The sequence below is a fragment of the Undibacterium sp. Ji50W genome, assembly GCF_049340445.1.
GTDB lineage: Bacteria > Pseudomonadota > Gammaproteobacteria > Burkholderiales > Burkholderiaceae_D > Undibacterium.
This window is the reverse complement of sequence record NZ_JBMPOX010000017.1, coordinates 39,321-57,636: the sequence shown is the minus strand read 5'-3', so window position 1 is coordinate 57,636 and position 18,316 is coordinate 39,321. Positions and strand designations below refer to the sequence as shown.

Sequence of the window (18,316 nt, the reverse complement as noted above, 5' to 3'; positions counted from 1 at the left end):
CAATGTAGTACATATCTCGCAACACACAGCGACACGTCTGTATTGCAACCAACATAACAACCGACACAACACGGAGTCAGCATGACCACATTTGTCTTATTCGGCGGCACTGGCGATCTTGCCAAGCGCAAGATCATCCCTGCTTTGTATAGCGCATTTGTGAATGGCCGGCTGGACCAGAACTTCAAGTTCATCGGTGCTGCCCGTGAAAAATTGTCGGATGAAGAATTCCGTGTGCGTGTCGCTGCCGCCATAGAATCGTATGCCGCCAATGTTGACGGTGCGACGGAAGAAAAACGCGCCGCCTTTCTGGCGACCACCCATTATTCAAAAATCGATGCCCGCATCCCGGATGATTTTGCGGCATTGAAAGACAGCCTGCATACCAGCACTGACAACGCCACCCTGTTCTACCTGGCGACTGGCCCGGATATTTTTATTCCCGTGGTTGAGCAATTATCCAAGCATGGCCTGGTTGAAGGCAATGCCCGCGTGGTAGTCGAAAAACCGCTGGGTCGTGATGCCCAGTCAGCCAAAGAAATTAACCAGTCCCTGCGCAGCTACCTGAACGAAAACCAGATTTACCGTATCGACCACTATCTGGGTAAAGAGATGGTGCAAAACCTGCTGGCGCTACGTTTTGCCAATTCCTTCCTTGAACCATTGTGGAACCGCAAGTGGATACAGGATGTACAGATTTCCATCTCTGAACAGGTGGGGGTGGAATCACGTGGCGATTTCTATGACCATACCGGCGCCCTGCGCGACATGGTACAAAACCATTTGCTGCAACTAGTGTCCATCGTCGCCATGGAACCACCAGTGAATGCCAACCCGGATGCCATCCGTGATGAAAAAGTAAAAGTCTTGCGCGCCCTGCACAAGTTCACGCCAGATGAAGCCAGCAAGAAAACCGTGCGCGGCCAATACCGTGCCGGTGCGGTCGATGGCAAACCTGTCATCGCTTACCAGAATGAACCTGGCGTACCACCGGCATCGCGCACAGAAACCTTTGTCGCCATACGCGCCGAGATAGATAACTGGCGCTGGGCTGGTGTGCCCTTTTACCTGCGTACCGGCAAGCGCATGGCCAGTCGCAGTGCTGAAATCACGATTAATTTCAAACCGATTCCTTACTCCATTTTCGGCAAGTCACAAGGGCCTTTGCGTTCGAACCGCCTGGTGATTTCGCTGCAGCCGGAAGAAAGCGTACAACTGTACATGAAGGCCAAAGAGCCAGGCGAAGGCATACGCCTGTCGGACGTGGCCCTGAATCTGGACTTTGCCGAAGTATCGAATTCACGCCGCGTGGAATCGTATGAGCGCCTGTTGCTGGACGCCATGCATGGTGACCTGACCCTGTTCGTACGTGATGATGAACTGAGCGCTGCCTGGGCCTGGATAGACCCGATCATGAGCGCCTGGAAAAACGATAGCGAAGGCTTGAAGTCATACATCGCCGGTAGCTGGGGCCCCTCTGCTGCCAGTTATCTGCTGGCCCAGCACGGTGCTGCCTGGGGCGAAGAATTCGTGGAAAGTTAAGCGATAAAATGACGATGAAATACCATACCTTCGAAAATTTCGCCGCCCTGAGCGAAGCCCTCAGCCAGCAATGGCTGGACGTGATACAGACAACACCCACTGGCAGCAGCGCCAGCTTTGCGCTGGCTGGCGGTTCTACGCCTGCCCCGGTCTATCAGCGGCTGGATCAGTTGCTGGCCGATGTGGATCAGCATCAGCCCATCAAACTGGTCGCCACCGATGAACGCTGGGTGCCAGATCAGGACAAGCAAAGCAATGAAGGCCTGTTCCGTCGCTGCCTGTCAGCGTCTGCCACAGACAAACGCTGGCAACTGGTGTCGCTGAAAAATGCAGCGAATACACCAGAAGTCGCCGCCGAAGCCATCCATGCCAGGCTGAATGAACAATTGCCACAGGCTTTCAGCGCTGTCTTGCTGGGCATGGGTGCGGATGGGCATATCGCTTCGCTGTTTCCCGGCGCACCTACCCAGCATGATGACCTGGCCTGCCTGGCAGCCGTGCATCCGCAGACCCGGCAAAGCCGCATGTCGCTGTCCTTGCCGCGCCTGCTGAACACCAAACGCATCTGGCTGGTGATTACTGGCGCTGAAAAACGTCAGGTACTGGATCAGGCGATAGAAAATAATCTGCCGGTTGCGTCCTTATTGCGCGAAGCAGGCTGTACCATAGATGTTTTCTGGTGTCCGTAAACAATACATCTATGGCAAACCCGTTTTCTGACAACAAACCCAACAGCCCGCCTGAAAAAGGCTTGCTGGCACGCATACGCACTGCCAGCACAGCCCTGAGCCGTGCTGAGCGCCAGGTGGCAGAGTTCCTGCTGCAAAAGCCGCATGATGCGCTGGAAATGTCGATACGTGTATTGGCACAGGCCTGCGATGTCAGTGAACCCACAGTCGCCCGCTTTGCCCAGAGCCTGGGCTTTGATGGCTTCAAGACCTTCAAGCTGGCATTTGCCAAAAGCCTGGCAACCGGCATCCCTTACCTGCATCTGGATGTCAACCAGGCCGATCATGTACGTGATGTCTTGCCCAAGGTATTTGACCGCACCATCGCCGCCCTGATGGAAGCCCGCAATAATGCCAATACCGCCACCTTTGAAGCCGCAGTCAGCCTGCTGGCGCGCGCCCGTCGCATAGAATGCTATGGCCTGGGTTATTCCGGCGCGCTGGCGATTGATGCGCAGTTGAAATTTTTCCGCTTTGGCATACCGACGACGGTATTTTGCGATGCCCACTTGCAGGCGCAGTCTGCTACCCTGCTCAATAGCGATTGTGTTGTCGTCGCCTTTTCACGCACAGGCCGCACACGCGACCTGATCGACAGCGTGCAACTGGCCAAGGAAGCTGGTGCCAAGATATTGGTATTGTGTGCCAGTGGTGGCCCGCTGGCCGAACTGGCTGACGTACACATCGGTGTGGATGTGGAAGAAGATCCGGATATCTACACCCCCATGACTTCACGCCTCGCGCATCTGACGTATATCGATGCGCTGGCAGTCGCTGTCACCCTGCTGCGTGGTCCGGCTGCCATTGATATGCTGGAAAGAGCCAAGGCCAGCATCAGTGAAAAACGCCTAGTGCCCAAAATAAGCTGAGGTCAGTTAAATCGTAAGCAATAACCGGATCAGCCTGGCCTTGCTACGACTTTAGTGACAGCCCTGGCCCGTCGTTTCCTTATCCAGATGATCAGGTCGGTGATGCTCAACATGGCAACTACCAGGCCCAGTAGTGAAATCAGGATACGTCCCGTCAACCCCAGGATACGTCCGGAATGCAGCGGGAACTGCGCCTGCAGGAAAATATCCCCGGTACTGCCGGTACCGGGAATCTTGCCACCCAGGGCACGGCCATCCCTGCCATCAAAATACAGCCAGGCATTACCCAGGCCGACATCGCCATGTGTAGCCTTAATGCCACCATACAATAGGAAACGTGGGAAAAAAACCGGACGCGAAAATAAGGGGAATCCCTGTAGTTCATCGCACATTCCCGCACCATATCCAATTTTGTCAAATCCTTAAAATACCTTAAGTCGCTGCTCAAATGCCAAGTACTCATAAGTGTATAGTCGATCCAGAATGCACTGTGCCATTGCACATGTTGAATCGCTGCCCCGGCCAGGGCTTAGCAGGGCCTGCCATCAAATCAATCAAGTCTTATCGAGTCTTGTTGTTGCTCTTTTTTGATAGAAATGTAAGATCACTTCTTCAAAATCCGTAATAAGTAATTTGGCAACAGCGTCGGCATACCAATTGAAATCTGTACTCACCCGATAACGCATTTGTATCTTCAGTTCTGTAGTTTGTGCGGTCAGTGGCTTGAGGGAATAAGTCGTATCCAGAATATCGAAGTATCGCCCACCTATCATCACATGGTCATCGAGCGCATTGGGTGGAAAAGAATCCGGGTAAAAGCGGTAACGCCAGACCACATATTGATTCTTCACCCAATCAGTTGAAACCTGATCAAAGTAAATGGCCTTGTTCATCCTGATTGTACGTACAAGTCCCGTCGGGGTTTCGCGGGTGATGCCCGCAAGTGGCGAAGGAACACCTATTCGATACATCCAGGCTTGCCCTACTTCATCTTGCTGTATGTTTTCTGCATGATGCAATTGATGCCAGATCTGTTCTGGCGAAGCCTGTATCTGTATCGTACGTTCGAGCGTAGCTATACGTTGTAGATCAGGATCAGATGCCGGGATTGCACCAAACAACAGTGGCAACACCACAAACCCGGATACTGCCTGCCTGGGCCAATTGGTGGTACGACAAATTACCCCCATCAACAGCCCTCCAAGCGCACCAACCACAGCAAACAGAGGGATGATAATGATGGCGCAAATCATGCCTTCTATTAAAATCGCCATCGTACCCAATACAAACAGGGTGTTCGCAACAATAGGTCCTGTCACATAGAACCACCAGCTTTGCCGCGTTTGGCACTCGGCAACAAACACGGTACTTGCCCCAACCGCCAGTGGTACCAGCCAGATAAACGCGCTCGCCATGGCGGTATAAGCCGACCCGGGGGCGCCGGAAAAAACCAGCCTCAGCACAACGCCAATGACAGCACCGGCAATGAATGGCAACCATTTTGAAAAAGGCAGCACTTTCTTCCGTGGTGCTGGCAGAACCGAACCATTTACTACTTCCAGAACGGACCCTTCAATGATTTCTTTATTCGCGTTCACTGCCACCAACGGAACTAATGGCTGTACTTCCTTACTCTCATCTTCATTCATAGATGTCTTTTATCTCGTCAAACTGCCGCATTTCGGCATTTTTTGTGGCGCGCATGCTGCGTGGCTACCGTATGTACATGCAATTCAGGTCGAACCGGCAAATCACCCGGCAACTTCAAATTGGAAACCAGTCTCATTTTCTTTAACAGCAGAAGAACCCACCAGCCCGGATCCCATTCACCAGCCAGCAAACCCAGTCTTGCAGAACCAGGATAGGCGTGATGGTTGTTGTGCCAGCACTCACCCATGGTCAGCAATGAAGCAAGTCGTATGTTGCGCCCCTGTACCGCAGCACCACTGACTTCATAACGCAGTTGCCCATGATTGTGTGCAAGGTAGCCAATGAACCAGTGGCCAAAAACACCTGTAGTAACACGTGCGCACACACCCCAAAATACAAATGCCCAGCCACCCCAGCAATAAAACAGCATGGCAATCGGCAATTGTTGCAACATCCAGGTTTTTTCCAGAAACCGATAAAAACCGTCATTTGCTATTTTGCTTTCTATGCGAATTTCTGGCGGGTGATGTAAATGCAGATCACAATGTAATTGCCACCATCCATCCACCCAGATACGACGACCATGCCGCAGGTAATCATGGCAATCTGGCAGACGTTGCGCGTAATCACGCAATTCATGTTGTCGCAATAGCCCTATCGGTCCAGCCAGCCCTACTTGCACACCCAGATAAACCATAAGGTATTCCAACCACAATGGACATTCGAAGCTATTGTGTATCAGCTTTCTGTGGCTACCCAGCGAATGTCCAAACAGCAAAACCACGGCCGTGGACAAGATGAACAGTATCAATGCCGACCAATTGAAATAACTGATGCCACCTAAGATCGCGGCAGACAGCATTCCTAGAAACCAAAAAGATTTCAATAACGAATAATTGACGCTGCCAGCCTGAACACAAAGGACATCAGTAGCAAGCACACGATGATCAATAATAAAAGGCTGAATTGATTTCATAAATTTTCATGCGGAAAAGGACCTATTTCTGCGAGTACACCAACAAAGCAGCGTACCTGACCAAGGCCTGCGAACAATCAATCTGGCAGTTGAATCTACTCTTTTTAATAACTTATCTTGCATCCTGACACAAAAATGCAAAATGCGGCATTCTTCGAAATGCTCAACTTTGTGGCTTCTTGCGTAACATTTTGGTGCACATAAGAAAAATGCATGTCCAATTGCCAAATTTCTGGCAATCTATAGGAATCAGCATTGCAGGAAATTCCGTATGAACTCCATCTCCCTTGCCCAGATTATCGACAGCGTTAAAGATTTACCAACTTTACCAGCAATCGTGATGGAATTGCTGAACAGCATGGATAGCGATGAACTGGATATGCATGAATTGGCGCAAAAAGTCAGCCTCGATATTGCGCTGACAGCCAAAACCCTGCGTTACGCCAATTCAGCCTATTACTCGACCATGATCAAGGTCACCACGGTGCAGCAGGCGATTTCTCTGCTGGGCCTGAGTACGGTAAAGCAGATTGTGATGACAGCGGCGCTGTCTGGCTGTTTTCCGGAAAACAATTGTCGTGGCTTCAGCCACAAGGATTTCTGGCGTCATTCCAATGCGGTTGCGATTGTTGCCAAGATTCTGGCGCGGCGTCTGCAATTTAATACCGACGTGGCCTTTACCGCCGGTCTGCTGCACGACATAGGCGCACTGGTGCTGGCGACTTCCTATACCGAAGCATATGAAGCGGTGCTGGCCCACAGGCTGGAACATCCAGACACACAATACGAAACTGAAAAGAGTTTGATCGACATCGACCATGCGGCGATAGGCGAAGCGCTGGCCATACAGTGGAATTTTTCGGAAATGATGATCAAGGCCATTTCTGGTCATCATCAGCCAGAAAAGCCCGGCCTGGGCTTTCTGGCAACCATCATCCATGTCGCAGATGGCATAGCCCACGCGCTAAGAGTGACGACCACGCCCGATCTGGCACCGCCAGAAATCACCGGGCAATCGTGGGAAAGCCTGGGCCTGGATCAGGCTTTGCTGGATGAAGTCTTGAGTGAAGCCGCTACCGAATTTGAAAAGCTGCAGGACATGGTGGAAGTCTAAATCCTGCAGACGACCGGCTGGTGGCAGAAAGTCTTAGGACGTGTTTACGATCTGTAGCGAGCGTCAGCGGAGTGAAGAGCCGCGCAAAAAGCGGAATCCTCACTAGTACATGAGCATTTTGAGCAGCGCATGAGCCCCGCGCGGACTCCGATTGCGCCCGCGCTTAAGATCGTAAACAGGTTCTTACAGCTCTGGCTGTATCAGATGCCCGAGCTTGGTAGCCTTGGTGGCCAGGTAACGCTCGTTAAACGGATTGCGTTTGATAATCAGGGGAATGTGCTCTTTCACCGTGATCTTCATGCCTTCCATCGCAGCGATCTTGCGCGGGTTATTCGTCATCAGTTTGACTGAGCTGACACCCAGGTGCTTGAGCATGGGGTCGCACAGACTGTAATCACGCAAGTCAGCCGCAAAACCCAGCCTTTGATTGGCTTCTACCGTATCCGCGCCCTCATCTTGCAGGCGATATGCACGGACTTTGTTGACCAGACCGATACCGCGACCTTCCTGGCGCAGATATAACAAGACACCGCGTCCTTCATGGGCAATTTTTTGCAAGGCCAGTTCCAGTTGCGGGCCGCAATCGCAGCGCTGGCTGAACAGGGCATCACCCGTCAGGCATTCGGAATGGATGCGTGCCAACACCGGCTGGCCATCGGCCACATCGCCCAGGGTCAGGGCGATATGCTCCTTGCCTGTTGCCGTTTCAACAAAGGCATGCATGCGGAAAGTCGCCCAGCTCATGGGCAAATTACAGGAGGTAACGTATTCCAGTGCCTGTTCCTTCAGATCGACAGGCTGGTCATTGCTTAACATACAATTCTCGCGGATTCTTTTTATAAATATTGCTTGGTATTCTGCTATGACCGGCATTAAAAACCTGACGGCCCAGACCAGAGTATAAACGAGGCGTGCATTTCCTACTTCGGCGGTGAACGATCGTATTATTTACCAGCTCTGCTCACTATGTATGGTCGGCGTGCCAGAAAGCAAGTAGCTAAGAACCTGTTTACGATCTTACTGCGCGGGCGTGATCGGGGCTCATGCGCTGCTCAAAATGCTCATGTACTTAGAGACCATTCCGCTTTTTGCGCTGCGTTTTTGTTACCCTTACCCCGCTGACGCTCGCTACAGATCGTAAACAGGTTCTAACAGCTTAGAGGATTTCTAAAATAAAAAAAGGGCATCGGTTTATACCAATGCCCTGCGATGTCAAGCAGCGGATTATTTCGCTGGGGCGACGCTTTTATTTACGCTGCAACTGGGTGATATCCCTGACCGCGCCACGGTCAGCCGATGTTGCCAGGGCTGCATAAGCCTGCAAGGCTTGTGAGACATAACGGTCGCGGTCTACCGGCTGCCAGGCTAGCGGGCCGCGTGCCTCCATTGCTGCCCTGCGCTGTGCCAGATCGCTATCGCTGACCTTCAGGTTGATGGTACGGGCCGGAATATCGATTTCTATGATATCGCCCTCTTCCACCAGACCTATGGTTCCGCCTTCTGCTGCTTCAGGTGAAGCATGGCCGATGACCAAGCCGGAAGAACCACCCGAGAAACGACCATCCGTGAACAAGGCGCAAGCTTTGCCCAGGCCTTTGGATTTGATATACGAGGTTGGATACAGCATTTCCTGCATACCAGGGCCACCTTTAGGGCCTTCATAACGGATGATGACAACATCGCCTTCATGTACTGTATCACCAAGGATGGCTTCTACTGCCGAGTCCTGGCTTTCAAATACACGTGCCTTGCCGGTAAATTTCAAAATGCTTTCATCGACACCCGCGGTTTTGACGATGCAGCCTTTTTCTGCCAGGTTGCCATACAGTACAGCCAAGCCGCCATCTTGCGAATAGGCATGCGCCTTGTCGCGTATGCAGCCAGCCTGGCGGTCGGTATCCAGGCTGTCAAAACGCTTGTCTTGCGAGAATGCAGTCTGGGTAGGCACGCCACCTGGTGCAGCACTGAACAATTTACGTATCGCCGCATTGTCAGTCACGGCAATATCGTTTTGCGCAATCGCGTCAGCCAGCGTTGGGCTATGTACGGTTGGGCGTGTGGTATCGAGCAAACCGGCACGTGCCAGTTCACCGAGGATAGAGATAATGCCGCCAGCACGATGCACATCTTCAATATGGTATTTATCGGTCATCGGCGCGACCTTGCACAGACAAGGTACTTTGCGGGAGATACGGTCGATATCAGCCATCTTGAAATCCACGCCAGCCTCATGTGCCGCTGCCAGCAAATGCAAGACGGTATTGGTAGAACCACCCATGGAGACATCCAGTGCCATGGCGTTTTCAAAGGTCGCCTTGTTGGCTATCGAGCGTGGCAGAATGGAGTAATCATCCTGTTCATAATGGCGCTTGGCCAGTTCCACCACCAGGCGACCGGCACGCAGGAATAATTCCTTACGGTCGGCATGGGTCGCCAAAATCGTGCCATTGCCTGGCAAGGACAGACCCAGCGCTTCGGTCAGGCAGTTCATGGAATTTGCCGTGAACATGCCGGAGCAGGAACCACAGGTCGGGCAGGCAGAACGTTCAATACGTCCAATTTCTTCATCCGACACCTTGCTGTCGCCAGCCTTGATCATGGCATCAACCAGATCGATCTTCATGATCCTTTGCTCGCCAGTCTGCTTGGGATGCAAAGTCTCCAGCACCTTGCCCGCTTCCATCGGGCCGCCGGATACAAACACGACAGGAATATTCAAACGCATGGCAGCCATCAACATGCCGGGGGTAATCTTGTCGCAGTTGGAGATGCACACCATGGCATCGGCACAGTGGGCATTCACCATGTATTCCACCGAATCCGCAATCAATTCGCGCGAAGGCAGTGAATACAGCATGCCGCCATGACCCATGGCGATACCGTCATCCACAGCAATGGTATTGAATTCTTTTGCCACACCGCCAGCCGCTTCAATCTCACGCGCCACCATCTGGCCCAGGTCTTTCAAATGCACGTGACCAGGCACAAACTGGGTGAAGGAATTGACCACCGCAACGATAGGTTTATCGAAATCACCATCTTTCATGCCAGTCGCACGCCACAGAGCGCGGGCACCCGCCATATTGCGGCCATGGGTGGTGGTACGGGAACGGTAGACGGGCATGATGACACTCCAGAGTGTTAAACGATAAAAATAGTATATGAGAGATTGCCTTGCGTGGAGTGATATGTCAAATATTGAATTTATTAATAATTAGGTCGAAAAAAGTATTAATTTGTTTTTTCAAGACCAAAAAGCTCACCACAGAGGCACGGAGACACAGAGGGGTCACAGAGAAAATCAAAACCTTTAAAAAGTATTCAGGTTTTCTCATGTTTTTCTCTGTGTCTCCGTGCAATCGTTTTTAAATGGTGTGCAGCAACACGTACATAACGTTTATAAAAAGTCTTGTAAAAATAAGAAGATTAAATAATAATTAACTATTCTGTTTTCGCCTGCTATTCAATCGTGGCAATTATTCTGATACTTGAATACAAGCATTAAGTTGATCACGATATAAATCATGATTGAGATGCAATGCGTAGCGGGTGACCGTTCCGATTCGTCGGATTGAGAGAATAAACTTTTTGTTAGACAAATGCCTTCTAACTCATGACCCCGAAGGTATCGATAGTGGTAAATGAGCGCTTGTAATTTTCTAAGCCAGTTCAGTGACGCATTAAAAAATTTTCGATTCAGATACTGTGATCGCATGCATTGCTTCATGCACTTCAACATATTGTATTCGGTCGCTGAAACGTTCCTTTAAGGATGAAATATCATGCCAACGCCAATTGCAACACCAGCTATTTATCAAAACCCCTTTATGGCTCCGAATGATTTCAGTGAAGTCCATTTCAACGCGTACCAGACCGATACCTGCTCGGTGAAGGGGCCGGCAAATGCGGCATATCAATCCGTCCAACAACGGTTGATACAACCGCCCGGCATTGCAGCGACGATTGCATTTAATGCGAAAGGGCAACTGGTCACTATCAGAATCGGTATCTCCGCGACCGGAGAGAGCGGCGCGAGCGATCCAACTATTCTGTTGCTGGAGCCCGGCTCGCTTGAGACAATAGCCAAATGTACATTGCCACCCAGGCAGGAAACCAGCGGATTGAGCTTTGCCGGCGGATATTTTTACCTGGACCAAGCGGGCAATGTCGTGTGCGTTACTGGTAATCAGCAAATTCAGATTTACTCGACCGATAACAATACAATCAAACTGAACCAGTCCTACGATCTTGCTCTTGCACTCAACAATATAGATGATGCCCTTAATTCGGTTCTTCCTGACAGTGCCGGGAACTATTGGTTTATTTCTCAGGCAGGCATCGTGGGTTACGTCGACGCTAGCAATCAACAAATACTTTCCTGTAGTGTACAAGGCGCCGTTGGTGCCGATGCGGCAGAGAAAATCAGCAAGTCATTTGCTAGCGACGGCAATGATGGCGTGTATGTCGTGACCGACTACGCGTTGTATCGGTATCAGGCGTCCACAAATGGTCCACAGAATGTTTGGCGTACCACATACGATCGCGGCACCGAAACCAAATCTGGTCAAAATCAGCAAGGTTCTGGTACAACACCTACCTGTTTTGACGATTTTGAAGGAAATCAATTCGTTGCAATCACAGATAACGCCACGCAAATGCATGTCAATGTCTATCGTCGGGAAAGCGGCAAACTAGCGGCTCAACAAGCAGTTTTCATTGAATATCCGGAACAGAATTCTTGCGAAAATTCCTTGATCGCGTTAAATCATTCGATCATAGTCGAAAACAATTTCGGCAATTCAGATGTAAAAAGCACCATTGGGCCACTCACGACAACGCCCGGCATTAACCGCGTCGATTTTGATCCGGCGACAGGAGAATCGCAGGTGGTGTGGGCTAATAATTCGATATCGGTACCATCGGTTGTCTCGCAATTATCCAGTGGAGATGGCTTGCTTTACACTTACGCCAAGGATGCAGATGGCTGGTATTGGGCCGCTCTGGATTTTGAGACAGGCCAGCTCTTCAAGCGCAGCGCAACCATTGAATTCCTCAAAGGCGGCATCGTAGGCGAAACTTTGGCCAATAATTATTACGCTGGTTTGTCCATCGGACCCGACGGAAACGCTTACCTGAGTGTACTCGGCGGATTTGTCATCTGGCAGGGCTTGTCGTCGCCAAAACCATAAATAGAATCATGCATGAGAAGGAAGCTGTTTCTCGTCCAAGAAAAATTTTCCCTGCATCCGTACAGAAAAATCAATACAACTTCAGATTAATTCCGCATAGCAAAAGCGCCATGCCTGTGCATGGCGCTTCAAATCCTGGGAGATTTTAAATGAATCACGCGAAAGTACCGCAGGTTGTTGCATGCCCATGTGCAGCCTCTGCTGCAATGGAAGTAGGTAAATCCGACGGACCATGGTATTCGACACTGATGCCTTCGGAACACTATGACTCAATGCGTAGGTCGCAATTTCCAAACACTTGCAACACGCAACAACTTACTGACTCGTCGAATATTCAGGTCTCCACCCGCAGATCGGGTGCGTCATACCTGAATCCTTACAATATTGTCACTCGACAACGCGACGAACTATTTGTTTATGGCGGATACGTTGGCGAAGGGGATGGTGCCTACGTGGCAAAAATCAATCCCACAGACTTGTCAGAGCAGTGGCGGATTTGCTTAAAGGTTAAACGCGAAAACTACTTCGACTGGCCGGGTGCGCTGGGCGTGCACGGCAATGGTTATCTATATGCGATTGCAGGCAATATTATCGCCAAGGTTGATGCCGAAACTGCCAAATTCGAGCAAGCCCGTTTGCCGGAGCATCCGGGGCAAGGTGGCGCAGCGTACAACGGCTTTGTCATATCGCGTGAGGGAATCCTGATGGCCAAATCCATAGAACGCGGCACGACCGAAGTGAATTCAATTTTAGGTTTGAGAGCGGCTGTTAAAAATGCAATTCCCTCATTCCTGGTGGCGATCGACCCGGACGATCTGCGCATCTTGGCGCAAATCGAAACACCGGAGACGGTAATAGGGAGAGTCTCGATGGGGCAACACGATGGCGTGGAATATGTGTACTGTCCAGGTACCACCAAAATTTGGCGTTATCGTTATGCCGGAAATCAATTTTTACTCGATGAATCATGGCAGCCAACCTACGTGCAAGATGGGGAAATGCCCGGAACGGCATGTGCATTGATGAATGACTGGGTCATAGTACAAACCAATTTCCTGGAGTCTTCTCAGCCCTTGCGTATCTCGGCCTTTCACGTTCAAGATAGTCAACGTAGCCATAGCGTTCAACCTTTCCCGGGCGCTGCACCCAGTCAAGAATTCTCAAAGCCCGGCGTCGATGCGGAAAATGGGCGAATCTACACAAATGACCAACTCGTCGGGAAAGTGGCGGGCCTTGATTTCGATGCAGAGAGCGGCTTTAACATAAGTTGGCAAGCTGAACAGCGCATGGCGTCATTCTGGGCAATTACAGGACCTCAGTCACTCAGAAATATTATTGGTACGAATTTTAGCGCTGCGGGCGATCACGTGTTGTGGCGGGATGCGAAATCCGGCGAACAACTGGCGGCTAGTGACGCACTCGATTCAAAATTCAATGGCAATATTGTGAGTTCCGGATTTGCGGGGAAATTTTATTATTTAGGGGTGGCAAGCCAACAGATCATTGAAATGACGCTCGTTCCGGATTAGAACTGGGGGATCAAGCAGGAGGCAGAAGAAATATGGAAAGCGTATTTGTCGAATATTGAATAATGCAGCTTCGAACGAAGCTGAGGCATAGCGACCTTGGCGCAGCCTTGTGCATATTGAATACAAACTCATATTAACAAGTCATTCAATGAAAGTAGCCAGAGTTAAATGAAATTCGACATCGATACATCCCCTCTGTGTTGAGAGGTTTTTACTCAAAATACGCAAGGACAAAAAAACGCGAAGCTCACACTTCGCGTTTTTCACGATACAAACATGTCAAATTTAACTATTTCGAGATATCGCTATTTGCCATTTCTTGCAATTGTAATAGTTCAATCGCAGCGTTCAATTTTTTGTGAACAATATAAAGCTCACGACTCACCTCAAGCACAACACTAACCAGACAAACTAATAAACCAACAAGCAAGGGAGGAATAGGAAGTTTGTCCAAAAAGTAGTACACACCAATCGTCGCCAACAAAATGAAAAATGTGCTGGGGCGACGCCGATAATTGCTGTACAAAATTGCCTTTGCATTCACCCTGCGCTCTGTTTTGCGCAAGATGACTTCAACTTCCAGATCACCTATTTGTTGCGACATATCTCTCACCCAGTCTGATTATTCCTGATGATACTGCGTCACTCTCTCGACTTCATTTTTTGAACCCAGAAACACCGCCACACGCTGATGCAGTTTTTCTGGCTGTATGTCCAGCATGCGCTGTTTGCCGTCGGTCGATGCGCCGCCAGCTTGTTCGACGATGAAGGACATAGGGTTGGCTTCATACATCAGGCGCAGCTTGCCTGCCTTGTCCGGTTCACGTTTGTCTGCAGGGTACATGAAGACGCCGCCGCGGTTCAGGATACGGTGTACGTCGGCCACCATGGAGGCGATCCAGCGCATGTTGAATTCTTTGCCGCGGGGGCCGGTGCTGCCGGCCAGCATTTCATCCACATACCGTGTGACTGGTGGATACCAGTGGCGGGTGTTGGAAGCATTGATGGCAAATTCCTTGGTATCTTCCGGGATTTGCATATTGCGTTGTGTCAGTACCCAGGAACCCATTTCGCGGTCGAGGGTGAAGCAGTTCACGCCATTGCCGGTGGTCAATACCAACACGGTCTGTGGACCATACACGGCATAGCCAGCGGCGACCTGCTTGCTGCCTGGTTGCAGGAAGTCTTGCTCGGAGGGCTTGCCCATGCCTTCCGGTGCCTTCAATACCGAGAAGATGGTACCGATGGAGACATTGACATCAATATTGCTGGAACCATCGAGTGGATCAAACAGCAGCATGTATTCGCCTTGTGGATAGCGGTTGGGGATAGGATGGATGCTTTCCATTTCTTCCGATGCCATGGCTGCCAGGTGGCCGCCCCATTCATTCGCTTCCAGCAAAATTTCATTCGACAGGATGTCGAGTTTCTTTTGCACTTCGCCCTGGACGTTTTCACTGCCGGCGGTACCCAGCACTTCGCCTAATGCGCCCTTGCCTACCGCATGGCTGATGGTCTTGCAGGCACGCGCCACCACTTCGATCAGCAGGCGCAGTTCAGCCGGTATTGAATTATTCAGGCGCTGCTCTTCGACCAGGTACTGGGTCAGGCTTACACGTTTCATGTTGTTCTCTCGATTTTTTCAGTAATTCTTGTCAATAGTTTGTTCAATAAGTCGTTCAAAGCCTGTTTACGATCTGTAGCGAGCGAGCGTCAGCGGGGTGAAGAGCAGCGCAAAAAGCGGAATGTACTTTAGTACATGAGCATTTTGAGCAGCGCATGAGCCCCGCGCAGACTCCGATTGCGCTCGCGCAGTAAGATCGAAAACAGGTTTTCAGGATGCCAGGGCCTTGCTGACTACTTCCAGCACATCTTTCGACAACTTCTTGGTATCAGCTACTTTTTGCAGGGCTGCCTTCATATGGGTTTGCAAATTCTTTGGATACTTCTTCCAACGATCCATGCTGCGTGCCAAACGGGCTGCCACCTGTGGGTTGAGCTTGTTCAATGCAATCACCAATTCTGCCCACAAGGCATAACCACTGCCGTCAAGCGCATGGAAACGCGCCGGATTGGCGTTACAGAAGGCAAAAGTCAGGCTGCGTGCACGGTTGGGGTTGTTCAGTGTGAAGGCTGGATGCTTCATCAGCTCACGCACTTTGGCGACATCGGTAGTACGTGCGGTGGCCTGCAACATAAACCATTTATCGATGACCAGGGCTTCTTTCTTGAAGTCTTTGAAGAACTGGTTCAAAGCCCTGGCAGCGGCCCTGGCATGTTTGTCCTTGCCGCTGAAGTTAGTCAGGGCGGTCAGTGCTGCCAGGCGATCTGTCATGTTTTCAGCTTCATCGAACTGGGTTTTCGCCAGATCAAAAGTGGAATCATCCGACCATTCAAGCAAATACGACAGGGCCAGGTTTTTCAAACCGCGTCTGGCCATGGATTGGGCATCCGGGCTGTATTTGCCAGGTGTCAGGTGGCCTTCATAGGCACTCAATAAATCGGCACGCAGATGTTCGGTCAGGGTGGCACGGGCGAACTTGCGTGCTGCATGAATGGCCTGCGGGTCCACTACCTTGAATTCTTCTGCAATCATGGCTTCAGAAGGCAGGGTCAGCACCAGTTCACGGAAAGCCGGGTCCAGGCTGGCATCATTCAGGGTGGCGCGCAGGGCGTCGACGAACATGCTGTCCAGTGTCAGTTCTTCACCTTGTTGTACGGCAGTGGTCAGTTTTACCAGGCGGCGTGTAGCCAGGCGCTGGCTAGCTTCCCAGCGGTTGAACGGGTCGCTGTCATTGGCCAGCAAGAGGCCCAGTTCTTCATCGCTATAATCAATTTCCAGCACCACCGGTGCAGAGAAATTGCGCAGCAGCGAAGGTACAGGCTTGCTACTGACTTTGCTGAAGCGGAAGGTCTGGCTTTCTTCAGTCAGTTCCAGCACCAGGCTGTTTGCACCTGCCTGCGCTTCATAACCGACGCAATGCAGCGCCATGTCCTTGCCGTCAGCGCCCAGCAAACCCATGGCAACCGGGATATGGAAAGGCAGTTTTTTAACTTGTCCCGGGGTGGCCGGGCAAGACTGGCTGAGTTTGATTTCATACGTTTGTGCTTCTGCATCATAGGTCGTTTCCACCTTGACGCGTGGGGTACCGGCCTGGCTATACCAGCGCTCAAACTGGGTCAGGTCACGACCGCTGGAATCGGCCATGGCAGCACGGAAATCATCACATGCCACGGCCTGACCATCATGCCGTTCAAAATACAAATCCATGCCCTTGCGGAAGCCATCGTGGCCCAGCAGGGTGTAATACATGCGCACGACTTCCGAACCTTTTTCGTAAATCGTAACGGTGTAGAAATTATTGATTTCCACAAAAGAATCAGGACGTACCGGATGGGCCATAGGGCCTGCATCTTCCGAAAATTGCACCTGACGCAGCAGGCGTACATCATCGATACGTTTAACGGCACGACCGGTGGCTGTGCCAACCAGATCAGCAGAAAACTCCTGGTCACGGAAAACCGTCAGGCCTTCTTTCAACGACAACTGGAACCAGTCGCGGCAGGTGACGCGGTTACCGGTCCAGTTATGGAAGTATTCATGACCCACCACGGATTCTATGCCGGCATAATCAACGTCCGTCGCGATGGATGGATTGGCCAGCACAAACTTGGTATTGAAAATATTCAGGCCCTTGTTTTCCATCGCACCCATATTGAAGTCGCCAGTGGCGACGATCATGAAGCGATCCAGGTCCAGTTCCAGGCCAAAGCGCTGTTCGTCCCAGCGTATGCTGTTTTTCAGGGAATCCATGGCATGCTGGGTCTTGTCCAGATTGCCTTCTTCCACCCAGACTTGCAGCAAGGCTTTGCGACCGGATTTGAGTTTATATTTTTCTTCCTGGCACACCAGCTTGCCGGCCACCAGAGCGAACAGGTAGGATGGTTTTTTGAACGGGTCTTCCCATTTGGCGAAATGGCGGCCATCGCCCAGATCACCTTCTGCAATCAGGTTACCGTTGCTTAACAGGACAGGGAATTTTTTCTTGTCGGCACGCAGCATGACCGTGTATTTCGCCATGACATCGGGACGGTCGGGGAACCAGGTGATTTTACGGAAACCTTCTGCCTCACACTGGGTAATGAAGTTGCCATTCGATGCATACAGGCCAGACAGCGAGGTATTTTTTTGCGGATTGATCAGTGTTTCAATTTCCAGCGTCACTTCGTCCGGGGCATTGGCAATGCGCAGGGTTTCGCCTTCTATCTTGTAGGCGCTTTTCTTCAGGCTGACGCCATTCATGCGCAGTTGCAGCAACTTCAGGGATTCACCGAACAGTACCAGGTCTTTCTCTTTGCTGTCATGATTGCGGCGCATGGTCATGCGGGTTGCCACGTGTGTCGCTTGCAGATCAAGGTCAAAACCCATCTCTACCGTGTCCACCCAAAAACCTGGGGCAACGTAGTCTTTACGGAAAATAGTCTGTGGTTTGCTGGCAGTATCGTTGCGCATGGATTGAATATCTCGCGAAAATAAATGGAATGGCAAAGTCTTGTGAACCCTGCGAAGACTGCCATTTTACCAAGCTGTGTGTGAGCAGGCACAAAAGCAGTCATAATTACTTTGCAATAATGCAGAAAATTTGGTCCGATTGTGGATTTTTTGCAGAGACCCGCTAAAAATTCTAGAAAAACCTTAAATATCATGACTTTTTACCG

Annotated in this window: 13 protein-coding genes and 1 pseudogene; 6 read left to right on the top strand and 8 right to left on the bottom strand. The window is 50.9% G+C overall.

Going from position 1 to position 18,316, the window contains the following annotated elements:
* The first annotated feature begins 81 nt into the window (after positions 1-81).
* The 3 genes from zwf to ACO0K9_RS20450 are packed head-to-tail and all read left to right on the top strand — an operon-like array spanning position 82 to position 3,139.
* The gene (gene zwf / locus ACO0K9_RS20460) at positions 82-1,542 is read left to right on the top strand and encodes a glucose-6-phosphate dehydrogenase (RefSeq protein WP_422987933.1); all 1,461 of its coding nucleotides are present in this window, start codon (positions 82-84) and stop codon (positions 1,540-1,542) included.
* Between the two features lie 14 nt (positions 1,543-1,556).
* Positions 1,557-2,231, top strand: a complete 675-nt coding sequence (gene pgl / locus ACO0K9_RS20455) for a 6-phosphogluconolactonase (RefSeq protein ID WP_422987932.1) — start codon at positions 1,557-1,559, stop codon at positions 2,229-2,231.
* Between the two features lie 11 nt (positions 2,232-2,242).
* Positions 2,243-3,139, top strand: coding sequence for an SIS domain-containing protein (locus tag ACO0K9_RS20450; protein WP_422987931.1), 897 nt, complete (start codon positions 2,243-2,245; stop codon positions 3,137-3,139).
* A gap of 29 nt (positions 3,140-3,168) precedes the next feature.
* Here the strand turns inward: ACO0K9_RS20450 and ACO0K9_RS20445 are convergent.
* From ACO0K9_RS20445 to ACO0K9_RS20435, 3 genes and pseudogenes are all read right to left on the bottom strand, one after another.
* Positions 3,169-3,444, bottom strand: a pseudogene (locus ACO0K9_RS20445) (PepSY domain-containing protein); the annotation flags it as partial.
* Between the two features lie 249 nt (positions 3,445-3,693).
* Positions 3,694-4,788 (bottom strand): SRPBCC domain-containing protein, encoded by a 1,095-nt coding sequence (locus ACO0K9_RS20440; protein WP_422987930.1) that lies wholly within the window; start codon positions 4,786-4,788, stop codon positions 3,694-3,696.
* Between the two features lie 17 nt (positions 4,789-4,805).
* On the bottom strand, positions 4,806-5,651 hold the full coding sequence (locus ACO0K9_RS20435; protein WP_422987929.1) for an acyl-CoA desaturase: 846 nt from the start codon (positions 5,649-5,651) through the stop codon (positions 4,806-4,808).
* A gap of 385 nt (positions 5,652-6,036) precedes the next feature.
* On the opposite strand from ACO0K9_RS20435, the gene ACO0K9_RS20430 reads away from it, so the two are divergent.
* Entirely contained in the window at positions 6,037-6,879 is an 843-nt protein-coding gene (locus ACO0K9_RS20430) for an HDOD domain-containing protein (RefSeq protein WP_422987928.1), read from the top strand.
* Between the two features lie 183 nt (positions 6,880-7,062).
* Here ACO0K9_RS20430 and ribA read toward each other — a convergent pair whose 3' ends face one another.
* Both ribA and ilvD read right to left on the bottom strand, forming a co-directional pair.
* Entirely contained in the window at positions 7,063-7,695 is a 633-nt protein-coding gene (gene ribA, locus ACO0K9_RS20425; RefSeq protein ID WP_422987927.1) for a GTP cyclohydrolase II, read from the bottom strand.
* Positions 7,696-8,125: 430 nt separating this feature from the next.
* Positions 8,126-10,003, bottom strand: coding sequence for a dihydroxy-acid dehydratase (ilvD, locus tag ACO0K9_RS20420; protein ID WP_422987926.1), 1,878 nt, complete (start codon positions 10,001-10,003; stop codon positions 8,126-8,128).
* Between the two features lie 658 nt (positions 10,004-10,661).
* Here ilvD and ACO0K9_RS20415 point away from each other — a divergent pair.
* Positions 10,662-12,068, top strand: coding sequence for a hypothetical protein (locus ACO0K9_RS20415; RefSeq protein ID WP_422987925.1), 1,407 nt, complete (start codon positions 10,662-10,664; stop codon positions 12,066-12,068).
* Between the two features lie 149 nt (positions 12,069-12,217).
* The gene (locus tag ACO0K9_RS20410; protein ID WP_422987924.1) at positions 12,218-13,597 is read left to right on the top strand and encodes a hypothetical protein; all 1,380 of its coding nucleotides are present in this window, start codon (positions 12,218-12,220) and stop codon (positions 13,595-13,597) included.
* 289 nt (positions 13,598-13,886) lie between these two features.
* Here the strand turns inward: ACO0K9_RS20410 and ACO0K9_RS20405 are convergent, their stop codons facing one another.
* From ACO0K9_RS20405 to pepN, 3 genes are all read right to left on the bottom strand, one after another.
* Positions 13,887-14,201, bottom strand: a complete 315-nt coding sequence (locus ACO0K9_RS20405; RefSeq protein ID WP_422987923.1) for a hypothetical protein — start codon at positions 14,199-14,201, stop codon at positions 13,887-13,889.
* Positions 14,202-14,219: 18 nt separating this feature from the next.
* Positions 14,220-15,221, bottom strand: coding sequence for a class 1 fructose-bisphosphatase (locus tag ACO0K9_RS20400; RefSeq protein WP_422987922.1), 1,002 nt, complete (start codon positions 15,219-15,221; stop codon positions 14,220-14,222).
* A 210-nt stretch (positions 15,222-15,431) separates the two neighbouring features.
* Positions 15,432-18,110 (bottom strand): aminopeptidase N, encoded by a 2,679-nt coding sequence (gene pepN, locus ACO0K9_RS20395; RefSeq protein ID WP_422987921.1) that lies wholly within the window; start codon positions 18,108-18,110, stop codon positions 15,432-15,434.
* Positions 18,111-18,316: the final 206 nt, after the last annotated feature.

Coding starts and splice junctions, on each gene's coding strand:
- ACO0K9_RS20440 (WP_422987930.1), bottom strand. CDS start 4,788: ATGAATGAAGATGAGAGTAAGGAAGTACAGCCATTAGTTCCGTTGGTG.
- ACO0K9_RS20405 (WP_422987923.1), bottom strand. CDS start 14,201: ATGTCGCAACAAATAGGTGATCTGGAAGTTGAAGTCATCTTGCGCAAA.
- ilvD (WP_422987926.1), bottom strand. CDS start 10,003: ATGCCCGTCTACCGTTCCCGTACCACCACCCATGGCCGCAATATGGCG.
- ACO0K9_RS20450 (WP_422987931.1), top strand. CDS start 2,243: ATGGCAAACCCGTTTTCTGACAACAAACCCAACAGCCCGCCTGAAAAA.
- ACO0K9_RS20410 (WP_422987924.1), top strand. CDS start 12,218: ATGAATCACGCGAAAGTACCGCAGGTTGTTGCATGCCCATGTGCAGCC.
- pepN (WP_422987921.1), bottom strand. CDS start 18,110: ATGCGCAACGATACTGCCAGCAAACCACAGACTATTTTCCGTAAAGAC.
- ACO0K9_RS20435 (WP_422987929.1), bottom strand. CDS start 5,651: ATGCTGTCTGCCGCGATCTTAGGTGGCATCAGTTATTTCAATTGGTCG.
- zwf (WP_422987933.1), top strand. CDS start 82: ATGACCACATTTGTCTTATTCGGCGGCACTGGCGATCTTGCCAAGCGC.
- ribA (WP_422987927.1), bottom strand. CDS start 7,695: ATGTTAAGCAATGACCAGCCTGTCGATCTGAAGGAACAGGCACTGGAA.
- ACO0K9_RS20400 (WP_422987922.1), bottom strand. CDS start 15,221: ATGAAACGTGTAAGCCTGACCCAGTACCTGGTCGAAGAGCAGCGCCTG.
- pgl (WP_422987932.1), top strand. CDS start 1,557: ATGAAATACCATACCTTCGAAAATTTCGCCGCCCTGAGCGAAGCCCTC.
- ACO0K9_RS20415 (WP_422987925.1), top strand. CDS start 10,662: ATGCCAACGCCAATTGCAACACCAGCTATTTATCAAAACCCCTTTATG.
- ACO0K9_RS20430 (WP_422987928.1), top strand. CDS start 6,037: ATGAACTCCATCTCCCTTGCCCAGATTATCGACAGCGTTAAAGATTTA.